20 protein-coding genes are annotated in these 23,128 nt (G+C 71.4%); 18 read left to right on the top strand and 2 right to left on the bottom strand.

The genetic code is table 11. The features are described 5' to 3' along the window. Nucleotide 1: 1 nt before the first annotated feature. Genes ABZX61_RS04555 through ABZX61_RS04525 form a run of 7 tightly spaced genes read left to right on the top strand, consistent with a single transcriptional unit; the run spans nt 2 to nt 8,340 of the window. Nucleotides 2-1,603 (top strand): thiamine pyrophosphate-binding protein, encoded by a 1,602-nt coding sequence (locus ABZX61_RS04555; RefSeq protein ID WP_350728901.1) that lies wholly within the window; start codon nt 2-4, stop codon nt 1,601-1,603. Nucleotides 1,604-1,613: 10 nt separating this feature from the next. Beyond that, nucleotides 1,614-4,010: an AGE family epimerase/isomerase gene (locus ABZX61_RS04550; RefSeq protein WP_355191504.1), complete on the top strand. Its 2,397-nt coding sequence runs from the start codon at nt 1,614-1,616 to the stop codon at nt 4,008-4,010. Nucleotides 4,011-4,017: 7 nt separating this feature from the next. Beyond that, nucleotides 4,018-4,353: an STAS domain-containing protein gene (locus tag ABZX61_RS04545; protein ID WP_355191502.1), complete on the top strand. Its 336-nt coding sequence runs from the start codon at nt 4,018-4,020 to the stop codon at nt 4,351-4,353. Next, entirely contained in the window at nt 4,350-6,365 is a 2,016-nt protein-coding gene (locus tag ABZX61_RS04540) for an alpha-amylase family glycosyl hydrolase (RefSeq protein ID WP_350728895.1), read from the top strand. The genes ABZX61_RS04545 and ABZX61_RS04540 overlap by 4 nt, the downstream gene beginning before the upstream one ends. Before the next feature lie 16 nt (nt 6,366-6,381). Continuing rightward, the gene (locus ABZX61_RS04535) at nt 6,382-6,687 is read left to right on the top strand and encodes an STAS domain-containing protein (RefSeq protein ID WP_350728893.1); all 306 of its coding nucleotides are present in this window, start codon (nt 6,382-6,384) and stop codon (nt 6,685-6,687) included. Continuing rightward, nucleotides 6,687-7,145: an ATP-binding protein gene (locus tag ABZX61_RS04530; protein ID WP_355192685.1), complete on the top strand. Its 459-nt coding sequence runs from the start codon at nt 6,687-6,689 to the stop codon at nt 7,143-7,145. The genes ABZX61_RS04535 and ABZX61_RS04530 overlap by 1 nt, the downstream gene beginning before the upstream one ends. Then, nucleotides 7,111-8,340, top strand: a complete 1,230-nt coding sequence (locus tag ABZX61_RS04525) for a SpoIIE family protein phosphatase (protein WP_355191500.1) — start codon at nt 7,111-7,113, stop codon at nt 8,338-8,340. Before ABZX61_RS04530 ends, ABZX61_RS04525 begins: the two co-directional genes overlap by 35 nt. 44 nt (nt 8,341-8,384) lie before the next feature. On the opposite strand, the gene ABZX61_RS04520 is transcribed toward ABZX61_RS04525, so the two are convergent. Then, nucleotides 8,385-9,713: a hypothetical protein gene (locus ABZX61_RS04520; protein WP_355191498.1), complete on the bottom strand. Its 1,329-nt coding sequence runs from the start codon at nt 9,711-9,713 to the stop codon at nt 8,385-8,387. A gap of 173 nt (nt 9,714-9,886) precedes the next feature. On the opposite strand from ABZX61_RS04520, the gene ABZX61_RS04515 reads away from it, so the two are divergent. The 3 genes from ABZX61_RS04515 (at nt 9,887) to ABZX61_RS04505 (ending at nt 14,906) form a co-directional block, all read left to right on the top strand. Continuing rightward, nucleotides 9,887-10,693, top strand: a complete 807-nt coding sequence (locus ABZX61_RS04515) for a helix-turn-helix transcriptional regulator (RefSeq protein WP_355191496.1) — start codon at nt 9,887-9,889, stop codon at nt 10,691-10,693. A 152-nt stretch (nt 10,694-10,845) separates the two neighbouring features. Continuing rightward, the gene (locus ABZX61_RS04510) at nt 10,846-13,836 is read left to right on the top strand and encodes a type I polyketide synthase (RefSeq protein WP_355191494.1); all 2,991 of its coding nucleotides are present in this window, start codon (nt 10,846-10,848) and stop codon (nt 13,834-13,836) included. 134 nt (nt 13,837-13,970) lie between these two features. After that, a complete protein-coding gene (locus ABZX61_RS04505; RefSeq protein ID WP_355191492.1) occupies nt 13,971-14,906 on the top strand; it encodes a hypothetical protein in 936 nt (311 codons plus the stop codon). Here the strand turns inward: ABZX61_RS04505 and ABZX61_RS04500 are convergent. Further along, a complete protein-coding gene (locus ABZX61_RS04500; protein WP_355191490.1) occupies nt 14,867-16,156 on the bottom strand; it encodes an NDP-sugar synthase in 1,290 nt (429 codons plus the stop codon). The genes ABZX61_RS04505 and ABZX61_RS04500 overlap by 40 nt on opposite strands. A gap of 202 nt (nt 16,157-16,358) precedes the next feature. Here ABZX61_RS04500 and ABZX61_RS04495 point away from each other — a divergent pair, with 202 nt between their 5' ends. The 8 genes from ABZX61_RS04495 to ABZX61_RS04460 all read left to right on the top strand — a co-directional run. Further along, nucleotides 16,359-17,357: an alcohol dehydrogenase catalytic domain-containing protein gene (locus ABZX61_RS04495; protein ID WP_355191488.1), complete on the top strand. Its 999-nt coding sequence runs from the start codon at nt 16,359-16,361 to the stop codon at nt 17,355-17,357. 13 nt (nt 17,358-17,370) lie between these two features. Beyond that, nucleotides 17,371-18,654 (top strand): ferritin-like protein, encoded by a 1,284-nt coding sequence (locus ABZX61_RS04490; RefSeq protein WP_355191486.1) that lies wholly within the window; start codon nt 17,371-17,373, stop codon nt 18,652-18,654. A gap of 106 nt (nt 18,655-18,760) precedes the next feature. Further along, the gene (locus ABZX61_RS04485; protein WP_355191484.1) at nt 18,761-19,420 is read left to right on the top strand and encodes a hypothetical protein; all 660 of its coding nucleotides are present in this window, start codon (nt 18,761-18,763) and stop codon (nt 19,418-19,420) included. After that, entirely contained in the window at nt 19,417-20,526 is a 1,110-nt protein-coding gene (locus ABZX61_RS04480; protein WP_355191482.1) for an NAD(P)-dependent alcohol dehydrogenase, read from the top strand. Before ABZX61_RS04485 ends, ABZX61_RS04480 begins: the two co-directional genes overlap by 4 nt. A gap of 19 nt (nt 20,527-20,545) precedes the next feature. Next, on the top strand, nt 20,546-21,541 hold the full coding sequence (locus tag ABZX61_RS04475) for an alpha/beta fold hydrolase (RefSeq protein WP_350728878.1): 996 nt from the start codon (nt 20,546-20,548) through the stop codon (nt 21,539-21,541). 2 nt (nt 21,542-21,543) lie between these two features. Further along, the gene (locus ABZX61_RS04470; RefSeq protein ID WP_350728876.1) at nt 21,544-21,846 is read left to right on the top strand and encodes a Nif11-like leader peptide family natural product precursor; all 303 of its coding nucleotides are present in this window, start codon (nt 21,544-21,546) and stop codon (nt 21,844-21,846) included. Then, on the top strand, nt 21,843-22,163 hold the full coding sequence (locus ABZX61_RS04465; protein ID WP_355191480.1) for a Nif11 family protein: 321 nt from the start codon (nt 21,843-21,845) through the stop codon (nt 22,161-22,163). Before ABZX61_RS04470 ends, ABZX61_RS04465 begins: the two co-directional genes overlap by 4 nt. Then, a partial coding sequence (locus tag ABZX61_RS04460; protein WP_355191478.1) for an alpha/beta hydrolase occupies nt 22,160-23,128 on the top strand: 969 nt, incomplete at its 3' end. The genes ABZX61_RS04465 and ABZX61_RS04460, both read left to right, overlap by 4 nt.

Genomic DNA, 23,128 nt, shown 5'->3' with positions numbered 1-23,128 from the left:
CATGGCGACCCGTCCCGCCAAAGAGGCGATCTTCGAGCAGTTCGCGGCCGACGGCATCTCGGTGATGTTCGGCAACCCGGGGACCGTGGAGCAGGGGTTCCTGGACGTGCTGGAGGAGACGCCGGGCTTCCGGTACGTGCTGGCGCTGCAGGAGTCGGCGGCGCTCGGCATCGCCGACGGCTACGCCCGCGCCACCGGCGGGCCCGCGCTGGTCCAGCTGCACAGCGGGGTCGGCCTCGGCAACGGGGTCGGCCTGCTCTACCAGGCCAAGCGCGGCCACTCGCCGCTGGTGGTGATCGCCGGCGAGGCAGGGGTGCGGTACGAGGCCCTGGACGGCCAGATGGCGGTGGACCTCGTGGCGATGGCCCGGCCGGTGACCAAGTACGCGACCAGGGTGACCCACCCGGGCTCGGTGCTGAGGGTGCTGCGGCGCGCGGTCAAGATCGCGATGACGCCGCCGCGCGGGCCAGTCTTCGTGGCACTGCCGATGGACGTGCTCGACGAGGACACCGGCGAGCCCGCCGTGGCCAGCACGATCCCCAGCCGGGCGACGGTGCCCGTGCCTGAGGAGCTGGAGCGGGCCGCGGCGGTGCTGCGCGCCGCCCGGCGGCCCGTGGTGCTGGCCGGGGACGGGGTCTCGGTGTCCGGCGCGCAGGAGGAGCTGGCCAGGGTGGCGGAGGCGCTCGGCGCCCCGGTGTGGACGGTGAACTCCTCGGAACTGACCATCGACACCACCCACCCGCTGCACCGGGGCGACCTCGGGCACATGTTCGGCGAGCACAGCGCCGCCGCGCTGGCCGGGGCCGACGCCGCGCTCGTCGTCGGGACGTACCTCTTCCCCGAGGTCTTCCCGCTGCTCACCAGCCCCTTCCCGGAGGCGGCGAAGATCGTCCACATCGACCTGGACGACTACGAGATCGCCAAGAACCTGCCGGCCGACGTCGCGCTCGTCGCCGATCCCAAGCCGACCCTGGCGGCGCTGGCCCGCCTGCTCGGCCCCGCCCGCCCCGAGTCCCCCCTCGAGTCGGCCCGCGAGCCGGCGGAGGTGTACGGCGAGACCATGATGGACCTGTTCGCCGGCGAGCTGGCCGCCCGGGCCGGTGACAGGCTGGTGGTCTTCGACGAGGCGCTGACCTCCGCCCCCGCGCTGCTCAGGCGGCTCCCGCCGCGCCGGCCCGGCACCTACTTCCAGACCAGGGGCGGCTCGCTCGGCGTCGGCATCCCCGGCGCGATCGGGATCAAGCTGGCCCGCCCCGAGGACGAGGTGGTGGCCTTCACCGGCGACGGCGGCAGCATGTACACCATCCAGGCCCTCTGGACCGCCGTCCGTTACGGCGTGGCCGCCCGCTTCGTGATCTGCGACAACCGCCGTTACCAGCTGCTCGACGACAACCTCGAACAGTACTGGCGCGAGCGCGGCATCGCCGCGCACCCCCACCCCCAGGGCTTCGACCTGTCCCATCCCCAGATCGACTTCGTGAAGCTGGCCGCGAGCCTGGGTGTCCCGGGCGTCAAGGTGAGCAAGCCCGCCCAGGTGGAGGCGGCGGTCCAGCGGATGCTGGCGACGCCGGGGCCGTTCCTCGTCGATCTGATTACCACCTGAGAGGTACACCGTGCGTGAGAAGCGATTGGCCGGGCGCACCGTCGCGATCCTCATGGAGAGCGACTACGTCGAGCAGGAGCTCCACTACTACCAGCGGCGTTTCACCGAGGAGGGGGCGCGGGTCGAGTTCCTCACGCGGTTGTGGGGACAGGACTCGCTGACCTTCCACGGCCATGAGTTCAAGGAGCCGTTCACGGTGAGCGGCGACCTGGAGAGCGCCGACCTGAGCCGGATCGACGTGCTGATCGTGCCGTCCGGCATGGTCTCGGACCGGCTGCGCTACACCGAGGACGTCCACGAGCTCGCCCCCGCCGTACGGCTGCTGAAGGAGGCCTTCGAGGACCACCGGATCGTCAAGGGCATCATCTGCCACGGCCTCTGGCTGGCGGCGCCCATCGCCGAGGCGGTCAAGGGCCGCCGCGTGACGTGTCACAACAACCTGGTCGGCGACGTGCGCAACATGGGCGCCGTCTACACCGACCAGGACGTCGTGGTGGACCGCGACCTGGTGACCGGCCGGACGGCCGAGCACTGCGCCGCCTTCGCCCGCATGATCATCGACCTGGTGGCCGCCGACCGCGGCTCCGAGACGGTCTACCGGCCCGACTTCACCTTCTCCGACCTGGTGGCCGGCTACGTCACCGGCTTCGAGCACGGCGAGATCAGCCTGCGCACCAACGACGGGCGGCCGGTGCGGGTGCGCCTGACCGGCACCACCTCCGCCGAGTTCGTGCGCAACCTCTCGGAGCCGTACCTCGACGCCTCGGCGCACCTGGAGCAGCTGCTCACGCCGGGCACCTACGTGTTCGTCAAGGGGATCTTCTACCACGAGAACGGCTCCTACACGATCGAGGCCAAGACGCTGATCTTCCTGGGCAGACAGCCGGGCCAGTACGCCTTCGAGCAGCCCGACTGGTGGGTCAAGCAGATCCGCGAGCTGGGCAGGTTCTACCGCAAGGCCCAGTTCGGGGCCGACGGCCCGATCGACTACTCCGCCTACCGGACCATGCTGCGGCTGGGCGGCGAGAAGGCCGGCCAGGACGTGCAGGAGACCGACACGATCTCCCGGATGATCTACGGGATGTCCTCGGCCTACATGCTCACGGGCGAGGAGGACTTCCTGGAGGTGGCCGAGCAGGGCACCGCCTACCTGCGCGAGCACATGCGCTTCGTGGACCGCGACGAGGACGTCGTGTACTGGTACCACGGCATCGACGTGCGCGACGGGGTCGAGCGCAAGCTGTTCACCTCCGAGTTCGGCGACGACTACGACGCGATCCCGATGTACGAGCAGATCTACGCCCTGGCCGGCCCGACCCAGCTCTACCGGCTCACCGGGGACCCGCGCATCGCCTCCGACATCGACGGCACGCTGCGGCTGTTCAAGAAGTTCTTCCACGACCCCGAGCGGGGCGGCTACTACTCGCACATCGACCCGATCCTGCTCAGCCCGCACCACGAGTCGCTGGGCCCGAACCGGTCGAGGAAGAACTGGAACTCCGTCGGCGACCACGCCCCCGCCTACCTCATCAACCTGTTCCTGGCCACCGGCGACGAGCGGCACGCCGACATGCTCGAGGAGACGTTCGACCTCATCGCCAAGCACATGCCCAGGAAGGACAGCCCGTACGTCCAGGAGCGCTTCCACGCCGACTGGACGCCGGACACCACCTGGCACTGGCAGCAGGACCGGGCGGTCGTCGGGCACAACCTCAAGATCGCCTGGAACCTCATGCGGATGATGTCGATCCGGCCCAAGGACGGCTACCGGACGCTGGCGACCGAGATCGGCGAGAAGATGCCGGGCTTCGGCAGCGACCCGCAGCGCGGCGGCTGGTACGACGTGGTCGAGCGCAGGCTCGGCCCCGGCCAGCACGTCCACCGGTTCGTCTGGCACGACAGGAAGGCCTGGTGGCAGCAGGAGCAGGCGATCCTCGCCTACCAGATCCTGGCGGGGCTGGTGGGCGAGGAGGAGTTCACGCGCAGGGCACGGGAGTCGGCCGCCTTCTACAGCGCCTTCTTCCTCGACCACGACGAGGGCGGGATCTACTTCAACGTGCTCGCCGACGGCCACCCGTACCTGCTCGGCAACGAGCGGTTCAAGGGCAGCCACTCGATGAGCATGTGCCACGCGGCCGAGCTGTGCTTCCTGGCGACCGTCTACCAGCGGCTGCTGATCGACAAGGAGCCGTTGACGCTGTGGTTCCGGCCGCGGCCCGACGGGTTCACCGACCGCGTCCTGCGGGTGGCGCCCGACGCGCTGCCGCCCGGCCGGGTCCGGCTGGAGTGGGTGGAGGTGGACGGCTCGCCGTACCAGCTCTTCGACGCCGCGGCGATGACGGTGAAGCTGCCCGACTCCGCCTCGCCGATGACGGTGCGCGCCCATCTCGCGCCCGTGGAGGAGTGACATGGCCATGCGACTGCGGAAAGAGCTGCGCGGCGGCGTGACCGTCATCAGCCTGGACGGCCAGCTGGACAGCGAGACCTCGCCCCAGGTCCAGCAGGACCTGCGGGCGCTCCTCCCCGAGGACGGGCTGGTGGTCCTGGACCTGTCCCGGACCCTGTACATGTCGAGCGCGGGGCTGCGGGTGCTCCTGCTGGTCTACCGGCAGGCCCAGCACGGCACGGTACGCCTCGCGCTGACGGGCCTGTCCCCCGACGTGCGCGCGATCATGGAGGCGACCGGCTTCCTCGGATTCTTCACCGTGGTCGAGTCGGTGGAGCAGGGCGTGGAGGCGTTGACTGTATGACCATCCTGGAGCCGATCGACGCTTACCCCACGCAGCGGATCGCCGGATACCCCGTGCGCGCTGGGCGGTCGCTGCCGTTCGGCGCCACGCGGGTGCCCGGGGGCGTCAACTTCTCGGTCTACTCCAACCACGCCACCTCGGTGACGCTGGTGCTCTATCGGGAGGGCGAGCCCGAGCCGATGGCCGAGCTACCCTTCCCGGAGACGTTCCGGGTGGGCAGCGTCTACGCGATGACCGTGTTCGGCCTCGACGTCGAGCGCCTGGAGTACGGCTATCGCGTGGACGGCCCCCGCCGGCCGTGGGAGGGCCACCGCTTCGACCCGGACCTCGTGCTCAGCGACCCGTACGCCAGGATGCTGACCGGTCACGGCCCCTACCGGCACAGGTCGCGGGTGACGCTCGACGACTTCGACTGGGAGGACGACCGCCCGCCGCACCTGCCGCACGAGGACCTGGTGATCTATGAGCTGCACGTGCGCGGTTTCACCAGGCACGACTCCTCCGGGGTCGCGGCGCCCGGCACGTACGCGGGGCTCGTGGAGAAGATCCCGTACCTGCTGGAGCTGGGGGTCAACTGCGTCGAGCTGATGCCGGTGTTCGAGTTCGACGAGACCGACAACGTGTTCACCGGCGTCAACTACTGGGGGTACAGCCCCATCGGGTTCTTCGCCCCCAAGGCGTCCTACGCGGCCACCGGCCGGGACCACATGCAGGTCGACGAGTTCAAGCACATGGTCAAGGAGCTGCACCGGGCGGGCATCGAGGTGCTGCTCGACGTGGTGTTCAACCACACCGCGGAGGGCGACGAGCGCGGCCCGGCGATCAGCTTCAAGGGACTGGACAACGCCACCTACTACATGCTCACCCCCGACGGGCATTACTACAACTTCAGCGGCACGGGCAACACGCTCAACTGCAACCATCCGGTGGTGCGCGGGTTCGTGCTGGACTGCCTGCGCTACTGGGCCGCCGAGTGCCATGTGGACGGCTTCAGGTTCGACCTGGCGGCGATCCTCGGGCGGGGGTCCGACGGCGAGCTGCTGCACAACCCGCCGCTGCTGGAGTCGCTGGCGTACGACCCGATCCTGCGCGACCGCAAGCTGATCGCGGAGGCGTGGGACGCCGCCGGGCTCTACCAGGTGGGCAGCTTCCCCCACTACAGCCGCTGGTCGGAGTGGAACGGCCGCTACCGCGACACGGTGCGCAGGTACGTCAAGGGCGATATCGGCGTCACCGGGGAGCTGGCCACCCGCATGGTCGGCTCGCCCGACATGTACAGCCGGAGGGGCGTCGCGGCCACGGTCAACTTCGTCACCTCACACGACGGGTTCACGCTGCGGGACCTGGTCTCGTACGACCACAAGCACAACGAGGGCAACGGCGAGGGCAACAGGGACGGCGACGACGCCAACAACTCCTGGAACTGCGGGCACGAGGGTGTGACCGACGACCCGGCGGTGCTGGCGCTCCGCGCCCGGCAGCAGCGCAACGCGCTGCTGCTCCTGCTGGCCAGCCGGGGCGTGCCGATGCTGCTGGCCGGCGACGAGCTCGGCCGCACGCAGCTCGGCAACAACAACGCCTACTGCCACGACGGGCCGATCACGTGGCTCGACTGGGGGCTGCGGGAGGAGAACGCCGACCTGTTCCGCTTCACGCGGCACGCCATCGCCTTCCGGCGGGCGCACCCGGTGCTGAGGGGCGGCTCTCCCGGATCGGTCCACTGGCACGGCGTGAGCGCCTGGTCACCGGACTGGTCGGCGCACTCGCGGGTGCTGGCCGCGCTGTTCGACGGGGGCGGGAACGACTGCGTCTACGTCGCCGCCAACTCCCACTGGGAGTCGCACACGCTCGAACTGCCGCCCGCGCCGCGCGGGCAGACCTGGCACCTGTTCGCCGACACCGCCGCCGCCCCGCCGATGGACGCCTTCGAGCCGGGCTCGGAACCGCCGCTGGCCAACCAGTCACAGTTGTCCATCGGCCCCAGAAGCGTCGCGATCTTGGTCACGCATTAGCGAAAGGAACCATGTCATGTCCTTCAGGATGAAGATGAGCGTGGAGGGCGACACCGCCACGATCCGGCTGGCCGGCGAGCTCGACGGCAGCTCCGCCCCCGAGCTCAACGAACTGGTGTCGCAGGCCGTGGGGCGGCAGGTGGGCAAGCTGGTGCTGCTCCTCGACGAGCTGACGTACATGTCGTCGGCGGGGGTGCGCTGCCTGGTGTTCGCGCACCAGAAGCTGCCGCGCGGCTCGGAGATCACCTTGGTGGGGACCAATCCGGAGGTGGCCGAGACGATCCGGCTCACCGGCTTCGACCGCAGCATCGTGATGCAGTGATGCTCGCCTGCCGGCTCAAGATCGATGTCCAGCACGTGTCCCTGCCGGGTGTGGTGGCCGATTTCATCGAGGCGCTGGCAGACGGGGCGGGGCTGACCTCCCGCCAGGCGTACTGGCTGCGACTGGCGACGGACGAGATCACCACGAACATCGCCCAGCACGGCTACCGGGGCGGGGCGGGCGTCGTGGAGCTGTCCGGGGAGATCGAGGACGACCGGCTGCGGGTGAGCATCGAGGACGACGCTCCGCCGTTCGATCCCGCCGGATACGATCCCGCGCCGCGGCTGGCGCTGCCGCCCGCGCTGCGCGAGGAAGGCGGCTACGGGCTGCTCCTCGCCATGGGCAAGGTGGACGAGTTCCGCTACGAGTACGTCGGCGGACGCAACCGCAACACCCTGATCATGCGACTGCTTGGAGGCGCGAATGCCGACGGCTCTGGTGGTTGCCGAACCGGCTAACCCCACGTCCACCGCGGTGCTCGAACTCAACGGGGCACTGCGCGAAGAGGGCTTCGACGTCCAGCTCGCCGTCCCGGACGACCTGGTCCTGCGCCACCCGCACCCCGATCTGCTGCTGATCTCGGCGGCGCTGGGGCTGCAGCGGATGGCGCTGGTCAGCCAGCGGTTCCTGGTCGACGGGCGGATGCCCACGATCGTGGCCTTCCCCGACGACGACATCGCCGCGCTGGAGGAGTGTGTGCGCGGCGGGTTCGACTACGTGACCCGCCCGTTCCTGCCCGGCCTGCTGCGCAGCAGGGCGAACTCCTGCTGGGAGCGCTATCAGCTCAGCACCACGGTGGAGGAGATGGCGGCGCTGGCCAGCCTGCGGGAGTACGAGCGCGAGCTGCGCATCGCCCGCGACATCCAGGCCGGGTTCCTGCCGGAGTCACTGCCGAGGCTGGACGGATGGGAGATCGCCGCCAGCTTCCGGCCGGCCCGGCAGGTGGCCGGCGACTTCTACGACGTGTTCACCCTCGTCAACGGGCGCCGGCTGGCGCTGGTGGTGGCCGACGTGTGCGACAAGGGCGTGGGGGCGGCGCTGTTCATGGCGCTGATCAGAACGCTGCTCCGGCACACGGCCGAGCACACCGGGTTCGTCCAGGACGTCAGCGACGACGCCGCCGTGGCGCTGGACGGCTCGCCGGGAGAGTCCGCGCTGCCCCTGCTGTCGCTGGGGGCGGGGCCGCTGATCCAGGCGGTGGTCGGGACCAACCGGTACATGGCCCGCAATCACATCAAGCAGGCGTATTTCGCGACGATGTTCTTCGGGGTGCTGGACCCGTACTCCGGGGACCTGGTCTACATCAACGGCGGGCACAATCCGCCCGTCGTGGTGCGGGCCGACGGCCGCCAGACGATGCTGCCGCCGACGGGGCCCGCGGTCGGGATCCTGGCCGACAGCTCCTACACCCTGGGTCACGTGCAACTGGGGCCCGGCGACGCGCTGTTCGCCTACACCGACGGGGTGGTCGAGGCCAGGAACTCCGCCCACGGCCTGTTCGGCACCCCCCGGCTCCAGGAGGTGCTGGGCGGGGCCGGGGGGCACGCCCCCGGTCTGCTCGCGGCGGTCGACACCTCGGTGCGCACGTTCGTGGGGGCCGCCGAGCAGTCCGACGACATCACCACTCTGGCGCTGAGCAGGAACCCCTCCTGAGGGGACAGGCCCGGACCACGGCCGCGGCACGTGGTCCGGGCCTCTCACGCGGCGACCATCGACATGGCGACGGCGACGTCCCAGCCGGAGGCAGGCTCCCCGCCGTGGAAGCCCTCCGCCAGCAGCGTCGCCTCATCCGCCCGCCCGGCCAGCAGCAGCGCGTCGATCAGGTACGCCGTCAGATGCGCCGCCAGCCAGGGCGGCCCCGCCTCCGCTCCCCCGGCGGTGAGCGCGAGCGCGCGCCGCAGGTGGAAGACCGCCTCTTCGGGCCGGGTCCGCAGGCGGGCCATGGCCTGCGCCGCGTGCACGAACAGGGCGGTCTCCCTGTCGGTACGCGTGATCGTGCCGACGTCGTCGGCGGAGCGGCCGTTCAACGCCATGATCCAGGCCCGGTAGGCGAGCAGCAGCGGCCGCTGCGCCGGCCCGGCGGCCACCGCCGCGCGCAGCAGGAACTCGGCGGCGGCCTCTGGCCGGCCCTGCCCGCAGGCCAGGTTGACCGCCCGGGCGAGCGCCAGGTGCGGCGTGCTCTCCACCATCCTCTCGGGCAGCGAGTCCAGGAACGACATGCTGTCGCGCCCCCTGCCGCGCAGCAGCAGCAGGTGCGCCAGCGGCACCGAGACAGTGTGCCCCTCGCCGCACCACGCCGCCGCCTTGCACAGCTCGAAGGCCCGGTCGAAGGCCAGCGCCGCCCACGCGTCCCAGGTGGCCTTCACCAGGTGCGGGGTGGCCGCGGACGGGTCCATCGGCGGCAGCCACTCGGTGGCGCACTGGAACTCCCACCCGGCGGCGCCCCGGGTCAGGCGTTCGGTGAGCCGGCGCCCGATCAGGAAGTCGTGCAGCAGGCGGGGGTTGCCGCCGGTCGCCGAGTGCAGGGCACCGGCGGTGGCCTGCCGTACGTGGCCGCCGGCCAGCTCGGCCAGCAGGGCGGCCACCTCCTCGACCGCGAGCGGCGGCACGTCGACCGTGTACGCGCCCGGCTCGAAGCGCAGGCAGTCCACCGGATCGGGGCGCCGTGCCGCGGGCCCGGACAGCGTCGTGACCAGCACCCTGGCCCCCGGGCTCCCGCCCGCGGCCGTGCGCAGCGCCATCAGGCTCTCGTCATCGCTCACCTGCGCGTCGTCCATGACGAGCAGCAGCGGACGGCCCCCGGCGGCCGCCTCGACGCGGGCGGCGACCTCACCGGGACCGTCCGCGGCACGCAGCCGGACGATGTCGTAACGCGCCGCCTCGGACGATTCGAGCGCGCGCTCCACCAGCCGGCTGCGGCCCGAGCCCGGCTCTCCGGCCAGGACAATCGGGCCTGCTCCGGCGGCCCCGAGGGCTGACCGAATCGCGGCGATCTGCTCGCTCCGGTCGATGAAATGCCACTTCATCTGGTTAATCCCCTCAATTGAATGGATTAAATTCATGCTTTGGGAACAATGCCGTAACGTCAATGCCGAAATGACGCAATCGGGCTAGAGGTGACAAATATTCCGTGAGGCTTCTAGACTCAGCCTTGCGATCCTGATCTGCTGACGCGGTGGAGGCACTCACGGGGGGTTCTGTGTCAGGCGACGGCTGGAGCCGGCAGGAGCTCGCGCGATTCCTGCGCAGCAGGCGCGCACGGGTCACGCCGGGGCAGGTGGGCTTCCCCGAAGGGGGGCGCAGGACGAAGGGGCTGCGGCGGGAGGAGGTGGCGGTGCTCGCCGGCCTCAGCCCGACCTGGTACACGTACCTCGAGCAGGGGCGTGACATCAGGCCCTCCATCCAGGTGCTCGACAGCCTGGCCCGGGTGCTCGACCTCAGCGAGGACGAGCGCCGCTACATGCACACGCTGGTGCACGGCCAGGTCACCAACCCGCAGCCGCTCGAGGGGCAGACGTGGTCGGGCGACGTGATGGGCCCGCTGGTCAGCCTCATGAGCGCCAGCGCCTATCCGGTCTACGCCACCGACATCCACTGCGACCTGACCGCCTGGAACGACGCCGCCGCCGAGTGGTACGACGACTGGGGCAGCTACACGCCGGAGCACCGCAACATGCTGCGCTGGCTGCTGGTCTCGCCCACGGCGAAGGAGCGGCTGCCCGACTGGGAGCGCGTCACCTGCGACGTCATCGCCCGGTGGCGCTCGGAGCTGGCCAGGTGGCCGCACGACGAGCGGCTGACCGCGAAGATCGCCGAGTTCTCCCAGCTGAGCCCGCTGTTCGCCGGCCTGTGGCGCAAGCACGAGGTGCAGGAGCACCGCAGCCTCACGCGCCGGTTCCGGCATCCTCGGCTGGGCCTGCAGACCCTGCGCATGGCGCTGATGATCACCCCGGACGAGCCGCTGGTCGGGCTCGTGATCCATTTTCCGATGCACGCGGGCGAATAACGCGGTTTTCACCGCCCCGGTATTTCGTCATCTGTTAATTGACACCCACGTGGGCGAGCCGGACCTTAGGTGATGTCGTTCGGCCAACCAACAAGGGCGCCCGGGCACCGTCGAATTCACGATGACCCGGGCGAGAACGGGAACGGGGCCCCATGTACAACAACAGCGGGCGAGATCCCATCGCCATCGTCGGCGCCGCCTGCCGGCTGCCCGGTGCGCAGAGCCCGACCGACCTCTGGCAGATCGTCAGCGGGGGCCGGGACATGATCGGCGTGATCCCTCCGGAAAGATTCGACATCGAAACCACCTCCGGCCGCCGCCGGCCCGATGTGCTGCGGGGGGCGGGCGGCTACCTGGACGACATCACCGGGTTCGACGCGCGCTTCTTCGGCGTCACGCCGTTCGAGGCCCTGCGGATGGACCCGCAGCAGCGGTTGCTGATGGAGGTCACCTGGGAGGCGCTCGACGACGCGGGCATCCCGGCCGAGAGCCTGGCCGGGAGCGACACCGGCGTCTACACGAGCCTGCTGTCCTCGGGGTACTGGGACCTGCTGCGCCGCTCGGGCATGTACGACATGCACGCCGCGCTCGGGGCGGCCGTCAGCGGCATCTTCCCCGGCCGCGTCTCCACCCAGCTCGACCTGCGCGGTCCCAGCATGGGCGTGGAGGCGGCCTGCGCGACGTCGCTGCTCGCGGTGCACATGGCCTGCCGGGCGCTGTGGTCGGGCGAGATCGACCTGGCCATCGTCGGCGGCGCGAACCTGCAGATCGTGCCGGACCTGTATTTCGCGCTCGCGGACGCCGGCGTGCTGTCCAGCTCGGGCCGGTGCAGGTTCGGCGACGTGTCGGGGGACGGGTACGTGCGCAGCGAGGGCGTGGTGGCCCTGATACTCAAGCCGCTCTCGCGGGCCCTCGCGGACGGGGAGCACCCCTACGCGACGATCCTGGGCAGCGCCGCCACCCACGACGGCCGCACCGGCGGCTCACTCGTCTCCCCCGGGCTGGAGGGGCACGAGACGATGCTGCGCAAGGCCTATCTCGACGCCGGGGTCTCCCCTGGCGAGGTCGACTACGTCGAGGCCCACGGGCCCGGCACCCCCGTCGGCGATCCGACCGAGCTGGCCGCGCTGGACCTGGTCATGCGGGAGGGGCGGGACCCTGAGCGGCGCTGCCTGGTCGGCTCGCTCAAGTCCAACATCGGCCACACCGAGTTCACCTCGGGGATGGCGGGGCTGCTCAAGACGGCCCTGGCGCTGCGGCACCGGACCATACCCGCGACGCTGCACGTGGTGGAGCCGCACGCCGTCCTGCGGCAGCCGACCGCGGCCGTCGAGCTCGCGCTGCTCACCCAGGACTGGCCGGACCGGGGGACGCCGGCCCTGGCGGGCGTCAACTCCTTCGGCATGTCGGGGACCAACGTCCACCTCGTGCTCTCCGAGGCGCCGCAGGCGGCGCGTCCCCGGCTCGGCCAGGGCCGGCCCAGCTACGTCCTGCCCCTGTCGGCGCGGGACCCAAGGGCGCTCGACGAGCTCGCGGGCGCGTACGCCGAGCTGCTCGACACGGTGACAGAGGGGACGGGGGCCGACGACGCGGGACCCGGCCTCCACGACGTGTGCTTCAGCGCGGGCGCCCGGCGCTCGCACCACGAGTACCGGCTGGCCGCGGTCGGCGACGACGCGCGCTCGCTGGCCGCGTCCCTGCGGGAGTTCCGCGCGAACGGGCGGGGTGACGGGCAGTCGGTGCACGCCGGCGAGCGCCGCGCGGCCCGGCGGCCGAAGGTGGTGTTCGTCTTCCCCGGCCAGGGCGGCCAGTGGGCGGGCATGGGCAGGCAGCTGCTGGCCGCCGAGCCGGCCTTCGCCCTGCGCCTGCACGAGTGCGCGCGGGCGGTGGCCGCCGAGCTCGGCTGGTCCCCCGTGGACGTGCTGCTGCGCGGCGAGCGGCTGTCGCGCGTGGACGAGGTGCAGCCGACCCTCTGGGCGATGCAGGTGGCGCTGGCCGCCGTGTGGCGCGAGTGGGGCGTGGAGCCCGACCTGCTCATCGGCCACAGCATGGGCGAGATCGCCGCGGCGGTCACCGCGGGCGCGCTGAGCGTGGCCGACGGCGCGGCCGTGGTCGCCAGGAGGAGCCGGCTGCTGCGCGAGCTGCGCACGCCCGGCGCCATGTGGGCCGTGGCGCTCGGTGCGGAGGCGGCCCAGGAGGCGATCGGTGAGCACTCCGGCCAGGTGAGCGTGGGGGTGGTCAACAGCCGTCACTCCACGGTCCTGTCCGGCGACCCCGCGAGGCTGGAGCGGATCGTCGCTCCGCTGCGCCGCGACGGCGTCTTCTGCCGTCAGGTGGACGTGGACTACGCCTCGCACGCGCCGCAGGTGGAGCCGGTGCGCGAGGCGCTGCTGGAGGCGCTGTCGAGCGTCAAGCCCGGCCCCTGCGCCGTGCCCATCCACTCCAGCGCCCGGGACCGGGTCGTCGACGGCACGGAGCTGGACGCCGGCTACTGGTTCGAGAACCTGCGGCTGCCCGTGCGCTTCGCCGCCGCCTGCCAGGCCGCGCTCGCCGACGCCCGGCCCACCGTGTTCATCGAGATGAGCCCGCATCCGGTGCTGCAGACGGCGCTGGAGGAGGAGGTCGAGGCGGCGGGCGCGACCGCGAGCGTGGTGCCCTGCCTGCGGAGGGACGTGCCGGACGCGGCGGCCCTCAGCGCGGCGCTCGGCCAGGCGTACGTGCTGGGCTGCCGTCCCCGATGGGACCGCGTCCATCCCGAGGGCGAGTACGTCCGGCTGCCCGGCTACCCCTGGCAGCGGCGGCGCTTCTGGCCCGGCTCGGCCACCTCCCCCATTCCTCCCGAGCCCGCCCGCGAACCGGCCCGCGAACCGGCGCCGGCCGGACGCCCGGATCTGGCGGCCCTCTCGGAGACGGAGTTGACCGCCGTGGTGACCGACCTGGCGTCCCAGGTTCTCGCGGTGCCCGGACACGAGATCGGGATGGACGTGCCGCTCACCCTGCTGGGGCTGGACTCCGTGCTGGCGACCAGGTTCCGCGAGCGGGTGCGGCGCGAGCTGGGCGTGGATGTGCCGGTCCGCAGCCTGCTCGGCCCGGGCACGCTGCTCGACCTCACCACCGAATTACGCTCGGCGGCCACCGTGTGAGGCGCGGCCGCCGCTGTCGAGACGGGGCTCCGGGTCGTCCGGAGCCTCGTCTCCGCTCTTTTGAAGGTGGCATTCCGACTGCTAGCACTAACTAATTCTTGGGCATTCCAGTCAAGAGCCGGAAGGATACGGGCATGGTGACAGCCGTGTTGGGAACGCTGGCCGGCGCCGCGCTCGTGGCGGCGGTGTGGCTGAGCGTCGTGCTGACCGTGTTCACCCCCCGGGGCAGGCCGACCCGGCTGGTCCGCGGCGTCCTGCGGGCCTTCGCCGGTCCCATGCTCGCGATGGCCGGCCGGGTCCCGCCCGTCCTGCGGGAGCCGCTGCTCGACCTGTGCGGGCCGCTGGCCGTCGTCACGGTGGCCGCGATCTGGCTCGGCGTGTCCTCGGCGGGGTTCGCGCTGCTGGAGGGCACGCCGCTGCGCGAGGCCGAGTGGGCGTCCAGGCTGCTGATGGTGGCGGCCATCACGACGTACCTGGGGCATTTCCTGGCCGCCTACTCCCGGCGGGAACGGCTGGTGGCCAGGCTGGCCGGCAGCGTGTGCAACCCGCGCGACGCCGACACCATGCTCGCGTCCTACCTCAAGACCGGCTCGCGCGACCACCTCGACACCATGTTCGCCGAGTGGACGGTGTGGATGGCCGAGGTGGAGCACTCCCACCTCGCCCATCCGGCGCTCACGTTCCGCCGCCCCGCGGGCGACCTCGACTGGCTCAAGGCCGCGGTCATCGTCCTTGACGTGGCCGCGCTCATCGAGGCGCTCGCGCCGAGCTGGGCTCCGGCGCACACGAAGGCCCTGCTCGCGACGGGGACGCGCTGCATGCACCGGCTGACCCACGGGCTGTGCATCACGCTGCCGCCCATCCCGGTCAGCCTGCAGGGGCGGGAGGAGCGCAACTTCTCCGACACGCTGCTGCTGGCCCACGAGGCGGGGCTGCCGGCCGAGCGCGACCCGATGGAGGCGTGGACCGTCTTCCAGGACCTGCGCACCGGGTACGCGCCGCACGCCTACGCCATCGAGACCCGGCTCCGTTACGACCGGGTCGAGGAGCCGGACGACGTCGGCGACTGACGCCCGCCGGAGTGCCCGGCCCCGGTCACGGTCTGTCCCGGATAGGCGATGACGCCGCTGAGACCGGCGCCCTCGGCGACGCGTACCTCGTGGCCGAGCGCGGTGAAGCCGTCGATGACGGCCGGGCGCTCCAGCGACGAGTCCACCCTCGCCATCACGCCCACGTACGCGTCGCTGAGCCGCGCGCCCGGCCCGATGATCGCGCCGTCCAGGCAGGCCACCCGTTCCAGGCGGCACCACGGGTGCAGGTCCGCCTCGTCGCCGACGTAGGAGTCGCGCAGCACCACGCCGGGGCCGATCTCGACGTCCCGGCCGATCCACGCGCCGGGACCCACGTGGACGAGCCCGGCGGCCAGCTTCTCCGCCAGCGTCAGCCCGCTGACCTCGTCGCGGCGCGCCAGCGAGGAGGGGTGGATCACGGGCGTGTCCGGCAGCCGCAGGCTCGGGAAGCCGCCGGCCAGGGCCTCGGCCATGGTGAGCAGGTAGTCGCGGGGGTTGCCCAGGTCGCCCACCTTGGCCAGGGGCGAGCACATGACCCGGTGGCCGCGCGACACCAGCCACGGCAGCAGGTCACCGCCCCAGTCGAGCCCCCGCCCGGCCAGCGCCGCCAGCTCGTCGGTGGCGCCCAGAGCGCGCAGCCTGGCGCAGTCCACCAGGTAGAGCCCGGCGTTGATGGGCACCCTGTCCAGGTCGGCGGTCACCGCCGCGATGGTCTCCAGGGGCGGCTTCTCGATGAACCGCTGGATCCGGCCGGCGCCGTCCGCGAGCACCAGCCCGTACGTGCCCGCCACCTCCGCCGCCGTCCGATGGACCAGGCCGACGGTCACCACCGCCCCGCTCGCCAGGTGGTCGCGCACCAGCGCCGCCAGGTCGAACTCGAACAGCGAATCGGTCGGCAGCACCAGAGCGTGGCCGAGCAGGCCGTGCTCCTCGATCACGCTGAGCGTCGCCTGCCCGGAGCCGGTGTTGAACCGGTCCGTACGCGGCCGCGAATAGCGCACCGAGACCCCGAGCCGCTCGCCGTACCCCAGCGCCTCCTTGACCTGATAACGATTCTCCCGGCCGTTGGCCGCCACGTGGAAACTCGTTATTCCCTGGTCGCGGAGGCCCGCGACGAGCCATTCGATGACCGGCCGCCCGAGAAAAGGGACGGCGGCCTTGCTCCTTATGTGACCGGAACCTTCGAGGGTGAGCGGGCGGGCGCGGAGGCCGCGGCCGCCGGCCAGTGCGATGGCGGCAATAGAAGGCATGGCAACCTCCAAGGACAACGGGCGGTGACTTATTCGTACCATTCGCTCCGGGAATATGGCCCGTTTCGGCCGCCGAACGCCGGGATTTCGTCAGGTCCGCGTCTGACAAAAGCACCGTGGTTTCCGTTAAGTCAGGGTGCCGCCGACGCGGGCCGGATATTTATCGTGGGCCTCCCTGACGTGTCTCGCCGAGGAGGAGACCGTGCGCGCAGCCGTCATCACGCAACTCAACTCTCCATGGGAGTTCCAGGACCTCGCCGATCCCGAGCCCGGGCCCGGCCAGGTCGTCGTACGCATCCAGGCGTGCGGCATGTGCTTCAGCGACGTACTGGTCCACCGCGGCCACTGGCCGGTGCGGCTGCCGATCGTGCCGGGGCACGAGCCGGTGGGCGAGGTGGTGGCGCTCGGCCCCGGCGCCACCACCCTGCGGGTGGGCGACCGGGTCGGCGTCTCGTGGATGCAGCGCGGCGAGGGGCGCTGCATCCAGTGCCAGAGCTGGCATCCGGTGGCCTGCTCGCACACCACGACCTGGATGGACATGGGCGGCGGCTACGCCGACCTGATGGTGGCCTGGGAGTCGGGGTGCACGCTGCTGCCCGACGGCCTGGACTACACCGACGCGGCGGTGGCCTTCTGCGCCGGCTTCACCTCGATGAGCGGCCTGCGCAACGCCGACCCCCGGCCGGGCGAGCGCGTCTGCGTGCTGGGCGTCGGCGGGCTCGGGCACATGGCGGTGCAGCTGGCCGCCGCCATCGGCCTGGAGACGGTCGTGCTCACCACCTCGCCCGACAAGGCGGAGTACGCCAAGGAACTGGGCGCGGCGGAGGGCGTCGTGGTCGGCGACGACCCCGGCAAGGCGCTGGCCGACGCCGGCGGCGCCGACATCATCCTGGCCACCACCACCTCGGCGGACCTGGTCGCCCGCGTGCTGTCCGGCCTGCGCTACGGCGGGCGGCTGGTCACGATGGGCGTCACCGGCCCGCTGAAGATCGACGACATGATGACGCTGCTGTTCAAGCAGTGCTCCATCAAGGGCAGCACCCACAACAACCGCTCCGACCTGGTCGAGGTGCTCACGCTGATGGCCGCGGGCAAGGTCAGGCCGCGCGTGGAGACCTACCCGTTCGCCGAGGTCAACGAGGTGCTCAAGCGGGTGGAGGCAGGCCAGGTGCGCTACCGCGCCGTACTCACCCCCAACTGAGGAGGATCCCCGCATGTCCGAGCCCCCGATCGTCATAGCGAACCGGGAGCACCTGTGGTGGCTGCTCAACGAGGCCTCACAGCTGGAACACATGATCCTGAGCCAGTACCTCTTCGCCGAGGCCAGCCTCAAGAACGGGACGGAGGACGGCCTGACGGCCGAGCAGGCGGACGCGGTCGCCCGCTGGCGCAGGGTCCTGCACTCCATCGCGGTCGAGGAGATGCTCCACCTGGCGCTGGTGTCCAACCTGCTGGCCGCCATCGGCGCGGCGCCGACCTTCACCCGCCCGAACTTCCCGCAGCGCTCGGGATACTTCCCGTCGGGCATCCAGCTCGATCTGCTGCCCTTCGGCGAGCAGGCGTTGCGCCACTTCCTGTACCTGGAGCGCCCCGAGGGCATGCAGTTGCAGGACGCCGAGGAGTTCGAGCCGGTGCCGCCCAGCCGCGTCCGGCTCGACCCCGCCGACCTCATGCCCAGGGGCCAGGAGTACGCGACGATCGGCCACCTGTACCGCGGGATCGAGGAAGGGCTGCGGGCGCTCTGCGCGGAGCTCGGGGAGCGCGCCGTGTTCGTCGGGTCCCCGCGCGCCCAGGCCACGCCGGAGCTGTTCCGCTGGCCCCAGCTCGTCGCGGTCACGGATCTGAAGTCCGCGTTCACCGCGATCGATCTCATCATCGAGCAGGGCGAGGGCGCGCGTGGCGACTGGCAGCAGGCCCACTACGGGCGCTTCCTCGCGGTGTGGCGGGAGTACGAGGAGCTGCGCGCGCTCGATCCGGGCTTCGACCCGGCGCGACCGGCGCTCGCCGCCTACCTCAAGCAGCCCTACGACATCGTGGAGCCCCAGCCGCTCATCACCGACCCCGGCACCCGCCGCGCGGCCGAGCTGGCGGCGGTGGCCTATGAGCTGGTGCTGCACCTGCTGACCAGGTTCTTCACGCACACCGACGAGAGCGAGGAGCAGCTGGGCCTGCTCGTCGGCACGTCGATCAGCATGATGGCCGAGGTGCTGCGGCCGCTGGCCACCGCCATGACCACCATGCCCGTCGGCCCCGAGCACCCCGGCCGAACGGCGGGCTTCGCGTTCGAGATGTACTACGCCATGAGCAACTTCGTGCCCTGGCGCGAACCCTCCTGGGCGCTGCTGCACGAGCGCATGAGAGTGCTCGTGGAGCGCTGCAGGGCCGCCGAGAAGGCCGGCGGACCGGCGTCCGCGGCCGCCGCGGCGGCCGGCGTCCGGGCGGCCGAGCTGGCCGAGCGGGTGCGCGCGCACGTGCCGCCGGCACTGCTCCCGTCGTAGGACTTCACGAATTACCTCGCGCCGCCCGGCCGACTTGCCAATGTACGACCCGGCTCTTTGACGTCGGCCGGGCCGCCGGAAAAAGAATTGACTCATGCGAGGTGTGATGGAAACCAGCGCCGAATTCACGGTCGCCGAACTCTCCGGCCGATGGCGCAGCCCGGTCGCCGCCGAAGTATTCCCGGGAATATTCGGGGTGGACGACTTCTGGCTGCACAGTCCTTTCTGGGCCATTCATTTCAATGCCTACAAGGACCCCGGCTGCGACAGCCGGCTCTTCGAGCTCATCATCACGGGCATGTTCGAGCTCCTCGGCCCCAGCGAACAAACGCCCGGCGCGCGCGACGCCGATTTCTCCCGGACCAAGGTCTGCCTGCGCCTGTTCGACACCGGGCTCGTCGCCGGCGCCGACGAGGTGAAGGCGGGCGACGGCAACTGGCAGCCCGGCGAGTGGCAGGACGTCTCCCACGGCGGCTGCTCGATCCTGGACCTGCCGGGGGTAGACGAGTGCCCGCGGGAGTACGACCTGCTCGGCCTGGCCCGCTCGCACGGCCGGGACGAGGATCGGCTCTACTTCGGCCAGCGCCACCACGACGAGCTCGGCTCGATCTGGACCCGCCGGGCCCCCGGTCTGCTCGACTACTACGTGGTCCGCGTGGTCGGAGCTCCGCCCCAGGTCGGGGATGGCGCGGAGTGGGGGCCGGCGGAGTGGACCCACGTCACGAGCTCGTACACCCTCACCCCCGACGATCGGAGACACTCGTGACCACCACCCAAGCCGCAGTCGTCGAATCGCCGGGAGCGGCGTTCACCCTCCGGGACGTCGAGCTGGACGCCCCGCGCCAGGGAGAGATCCTCGTCCGGATGAAGGCCGCCGGCATCTGCCACACCGACCTTACGGTGGCGGCGGGGCACATCCCGTTCCCGCTGCCGGGCGTGCTCGGGCACGAGGGGGCCGGCGTCGTGGAGGAGACGGGCCCGGGCGTGACCAAGGTCAAGCCGGGCGACCACGTCGTCCTCACCTTCACCTCGTGCGGGAGCTGCGCCTCCTGCCGGATCGGCCACCCCGCCTACTGCACCACGTGGATCCCGCAGAACCTCATCGGCGGCAAGCGGCGCGACGGCAGCTCGCCGATCAGCAGGGACGGCGTCGCGCTCGGCGGCCGGTTCTTCGGCCAGTCGTCGTTCGCCCGCCACTCCATCGCCGACGAGCGCAGCGTCGTCAAGGTCGACCCGGACCTGCCGTTCGAGCTGCTGGCCCCGCTGGCCTGCAGCGTCCAGACCGGCACCGGCGCGGTCTGGAACACGCTGCGCCCGGAGGCCGGCACGTCCATCGCGGTGATCGGCACGGGCGCGGTGGGCCTGGCCGCCATCATGGGCGCGGCGCTCACCCCGGTCAGCCAGATCATCGCCGTGGGCCGGCAGGCTGCGCAGCTCGAGCTGGCCGCCAAGATCGGCGCCACCCACACCGTCGACTCGACCGGCCTCGACCTGGCCGACGAGCTGCGGAAGATCACCGGTGGCGCCGGCGTCGACTACGTGGTCGAGGCGGTGGGCAACCCCGACGTGCTGCGCGCCGGCATCGAGGCGCTCGCACCGCGCGGCGCGGTGGCCGTCGTGGGCGCTCCGCCGTACGGGGTGGAGGTCTCGGTCGACGTGCACCGGCTGCTGCCGGGGCGGCGGATCCTGGGCGTCTGCGAGGGCGACAGCGACCCCGACCGGCTCATCCCGCTGCTGGCGCGGCTGATCCGCGGCGGCCGGCTGCCCGTGCAGCCGCTCATCAAGGAGTACGACTTCGCCGACATCCAGGCCGCGGCGGACGACTTCAGGTCCGGCAAGAACATCAAGACGATTCTGCGGTTCGACGCGTGAACGACGTTTGGAGCCAGGAATGAACACTTTCGAGCTCGGCGACTTCCCGCTCACCTCGGGTGACACGCTGCCCGGCGCCCGGCTGGCGTACCAGACCTTCGGTGAGCTCAACCAGGCCAAGGACAACGTGGTCGTGTTCCCGACCTTCCTCGGCGCCCCCGCCGAGGTGCTCAACGGCTGGATCGGCGAGAACCGCGCGCTCGATCCCCGCACCCACTTCATCGTGCTGCCCGGCCACTTCGGCCTCCCGCCGTCCTCCGCGCCGAGCAACACCCCGTCGCGGCCCTTCCCGGTCGTCTCCATCGCCGACGACGTCATCGCCCAGCAGCGGCTGCTGGAGGAGGTCTTCGGCGTCCGCGAGATCCGGCTGGCACTCGGCTGGTCGATCGGCGCGATCCAGGTGTACGAGTGGGCGCTGCGCTTCGGCGACCTCGTACGGAGCATCGCCCCCATCGCCGGGGCGCCCACCCCGCCGCCGTGGACCAAGCTCTGGCTGAAGACGGTGGTGGAGGAGCCCATCACCGCGGACCCCAACTACGCCGGGGGCGCCTACACGGACGCGGCGAGCGTCAGCGGCGGCCTGGCCCGGGTCGGGCACGGCTCGGCGCTGACCGCCCCGCCCCGCACGTTCTACTACGCCGGCGCCGACGTCTGGCGCACCCTGGGCTTCGACAGCGTGGACGCGTTCGTCGAGGGCTTCTGGGAGGGCTTCTGGCTCCCGCAGGACCCCAACGACGTGGTCACCCAGGCCCGCAAGGCCCGCGCCGCCTGGCCGGGGGCCGAGGGCGAGTCCCTGCGGGAGGTCCTGGGCCGGATCAAGGCCAAGACCACGATCGCCGGCTTGACCGGCGACGCGCTGTTCCCGCCGGACGAGCTCAGGCAGTACGCCGAGTGGATCCCCGGCGCGACGTTCCGCCAGATCGACAGCGTCTACGGCCATCTGGCCACGTTCGGGCTGGCCGAGCCGGACGTGAAGGCCATCGACGACGTCATCAGACACGCGCTGGAGAGCTAGCCGTGGCCGAGGCGGAGTTCGTCAGGTTCCTGGAGGCGGCCCGGTCGGATCCCGGTCTGCTGGCCCGCTACTCCCCCATGGACCTTCCCCGGGTCCTGTTCCACGCCCGCAACGACGGGTTCGCCTTCACCGAGGACGACGCCGAGCGGGTCATCGGCCGGCTGGAGGCGGACGTCGTCATCCACAAGGACGGGGAGCCGTTCGACGGGAGCAGCACCCTGTGGCGGCACATGTGGGGCGCGCGTTACCTCGACTACCTGGTCGACCACGTGGTCGCCCGCTACTCCCGCGAGGAGCTGGCATGAGCGAAGCCAACGTCATCGGGTTCCTGCGCGGTCTGGCCGAGCGGCCGGACCTGGTCGACCGGCTCAAGGACAAGTCCAAGGACGAGGTCATCGCGGCCGCCGCCGCGGCCGGGCAGCCGTTCACCGCGCAGGAGTTCAACTCGTTGATCTGGGAGCTGGAGGGGCGGCTGGCGCACGAGCGCGGCGAGGAGTTCAACGAGCGGTTCCCGCTCTGGGGCCTGCTGTGGGGCCGGTACTACCTGGAGTTCCTCGTCTTCGACCTCGTCCCCAGCCTCGACGAGACCGGCCTGCTGGTCGGATTGGAGCGCAAGCCATGATGCGAAACGCCCTCTACATCGGGCGCGAATGGAACGTCGAGCACAACCTGCGGGCGCCGGTGACCGGCGCCGAGCTCAGGTACACCGTGCTCGGCGAGGGCGAGCCCGTGCTGTGCATCCACGGCACCAGCATCGCCGACAGCCTCATCACCCCCATGCGGTTCTACCCCCCGCTGCTGCAGGACTACCAGCTCATCAGCTACTACCGGGCCGGCTACAACGGCAGCACGCTGGACAAGCCCGAGCTGAGCATCGAGGGCGGCGCGCAGCACGTCGCCGAGCTGCTCGACCACCTGGGCATCGAGAAGGCGCACATCATGGCCTTCTCGTTCGGCGGCGTGATCGCCTTCCAGTTCCTGCTGTCGTACCCGGAGCGGGCGCACAGCGCGATCCTGCTGGAGCCGTACCTGCCGCGTGAGGCGCCGGACGCGATCCAGGCCAACATCGACGCCTACATGAACGCGATGAAGCTGTACGAGACGGGCGACAAGCTCGGCGCGGCGCAGCTCTACATGGAGGCGGTGTGCGGGCCGAGCTTCCTGCCCGCGGTGGAGATGACCGGGCCACTCGACGTGTGGGACCGCGTCGAGGCGTGCGTCGACACGACCTTCACCGTCGACTTCCCGGCTATCTCGCAGTGGGGCTTCAAGCCGTCGGAGGCCGACCGGCTGGTCACGCGGAAGCCGGACATGCCGGTGCTGGCGGTGATGGGCCTCGACAGCGAGTCGGCGATGCCCGGGTTCCGCGACGCGCAGCGCTTCCTCATGAACTGGCTGCCGCAGGCGGAGCGGTGCGGCATCCCCAACGCCACGCACGGGCTGCAGAGCATGAACCCGGTGGCCGTCGGCGAGGCCGCCCACACCTTCCTCAAGCGCCAAGCCCGTCTTACGGCGCTCCGCGGCCAGATGTGCCACTCCCCACAACAAGGACGATGCCAGCGTCAGGGCCATGCTCGCCCCCAGGCC

It is taken from the genome of Nonomuraea sp. NPDC003709, assembly GCF_040610775.1.
GTDB classification, from domain to species: Bacteria; Actinomycetota; Actinomycetes; order Streptosporangiales; family Streptosporangiaceae; genus Nonomuraea; species Nonomuraea angiospora_A.
This window is presented reverse-complemented; position numbering and strand designations above follow the sequence as displayed.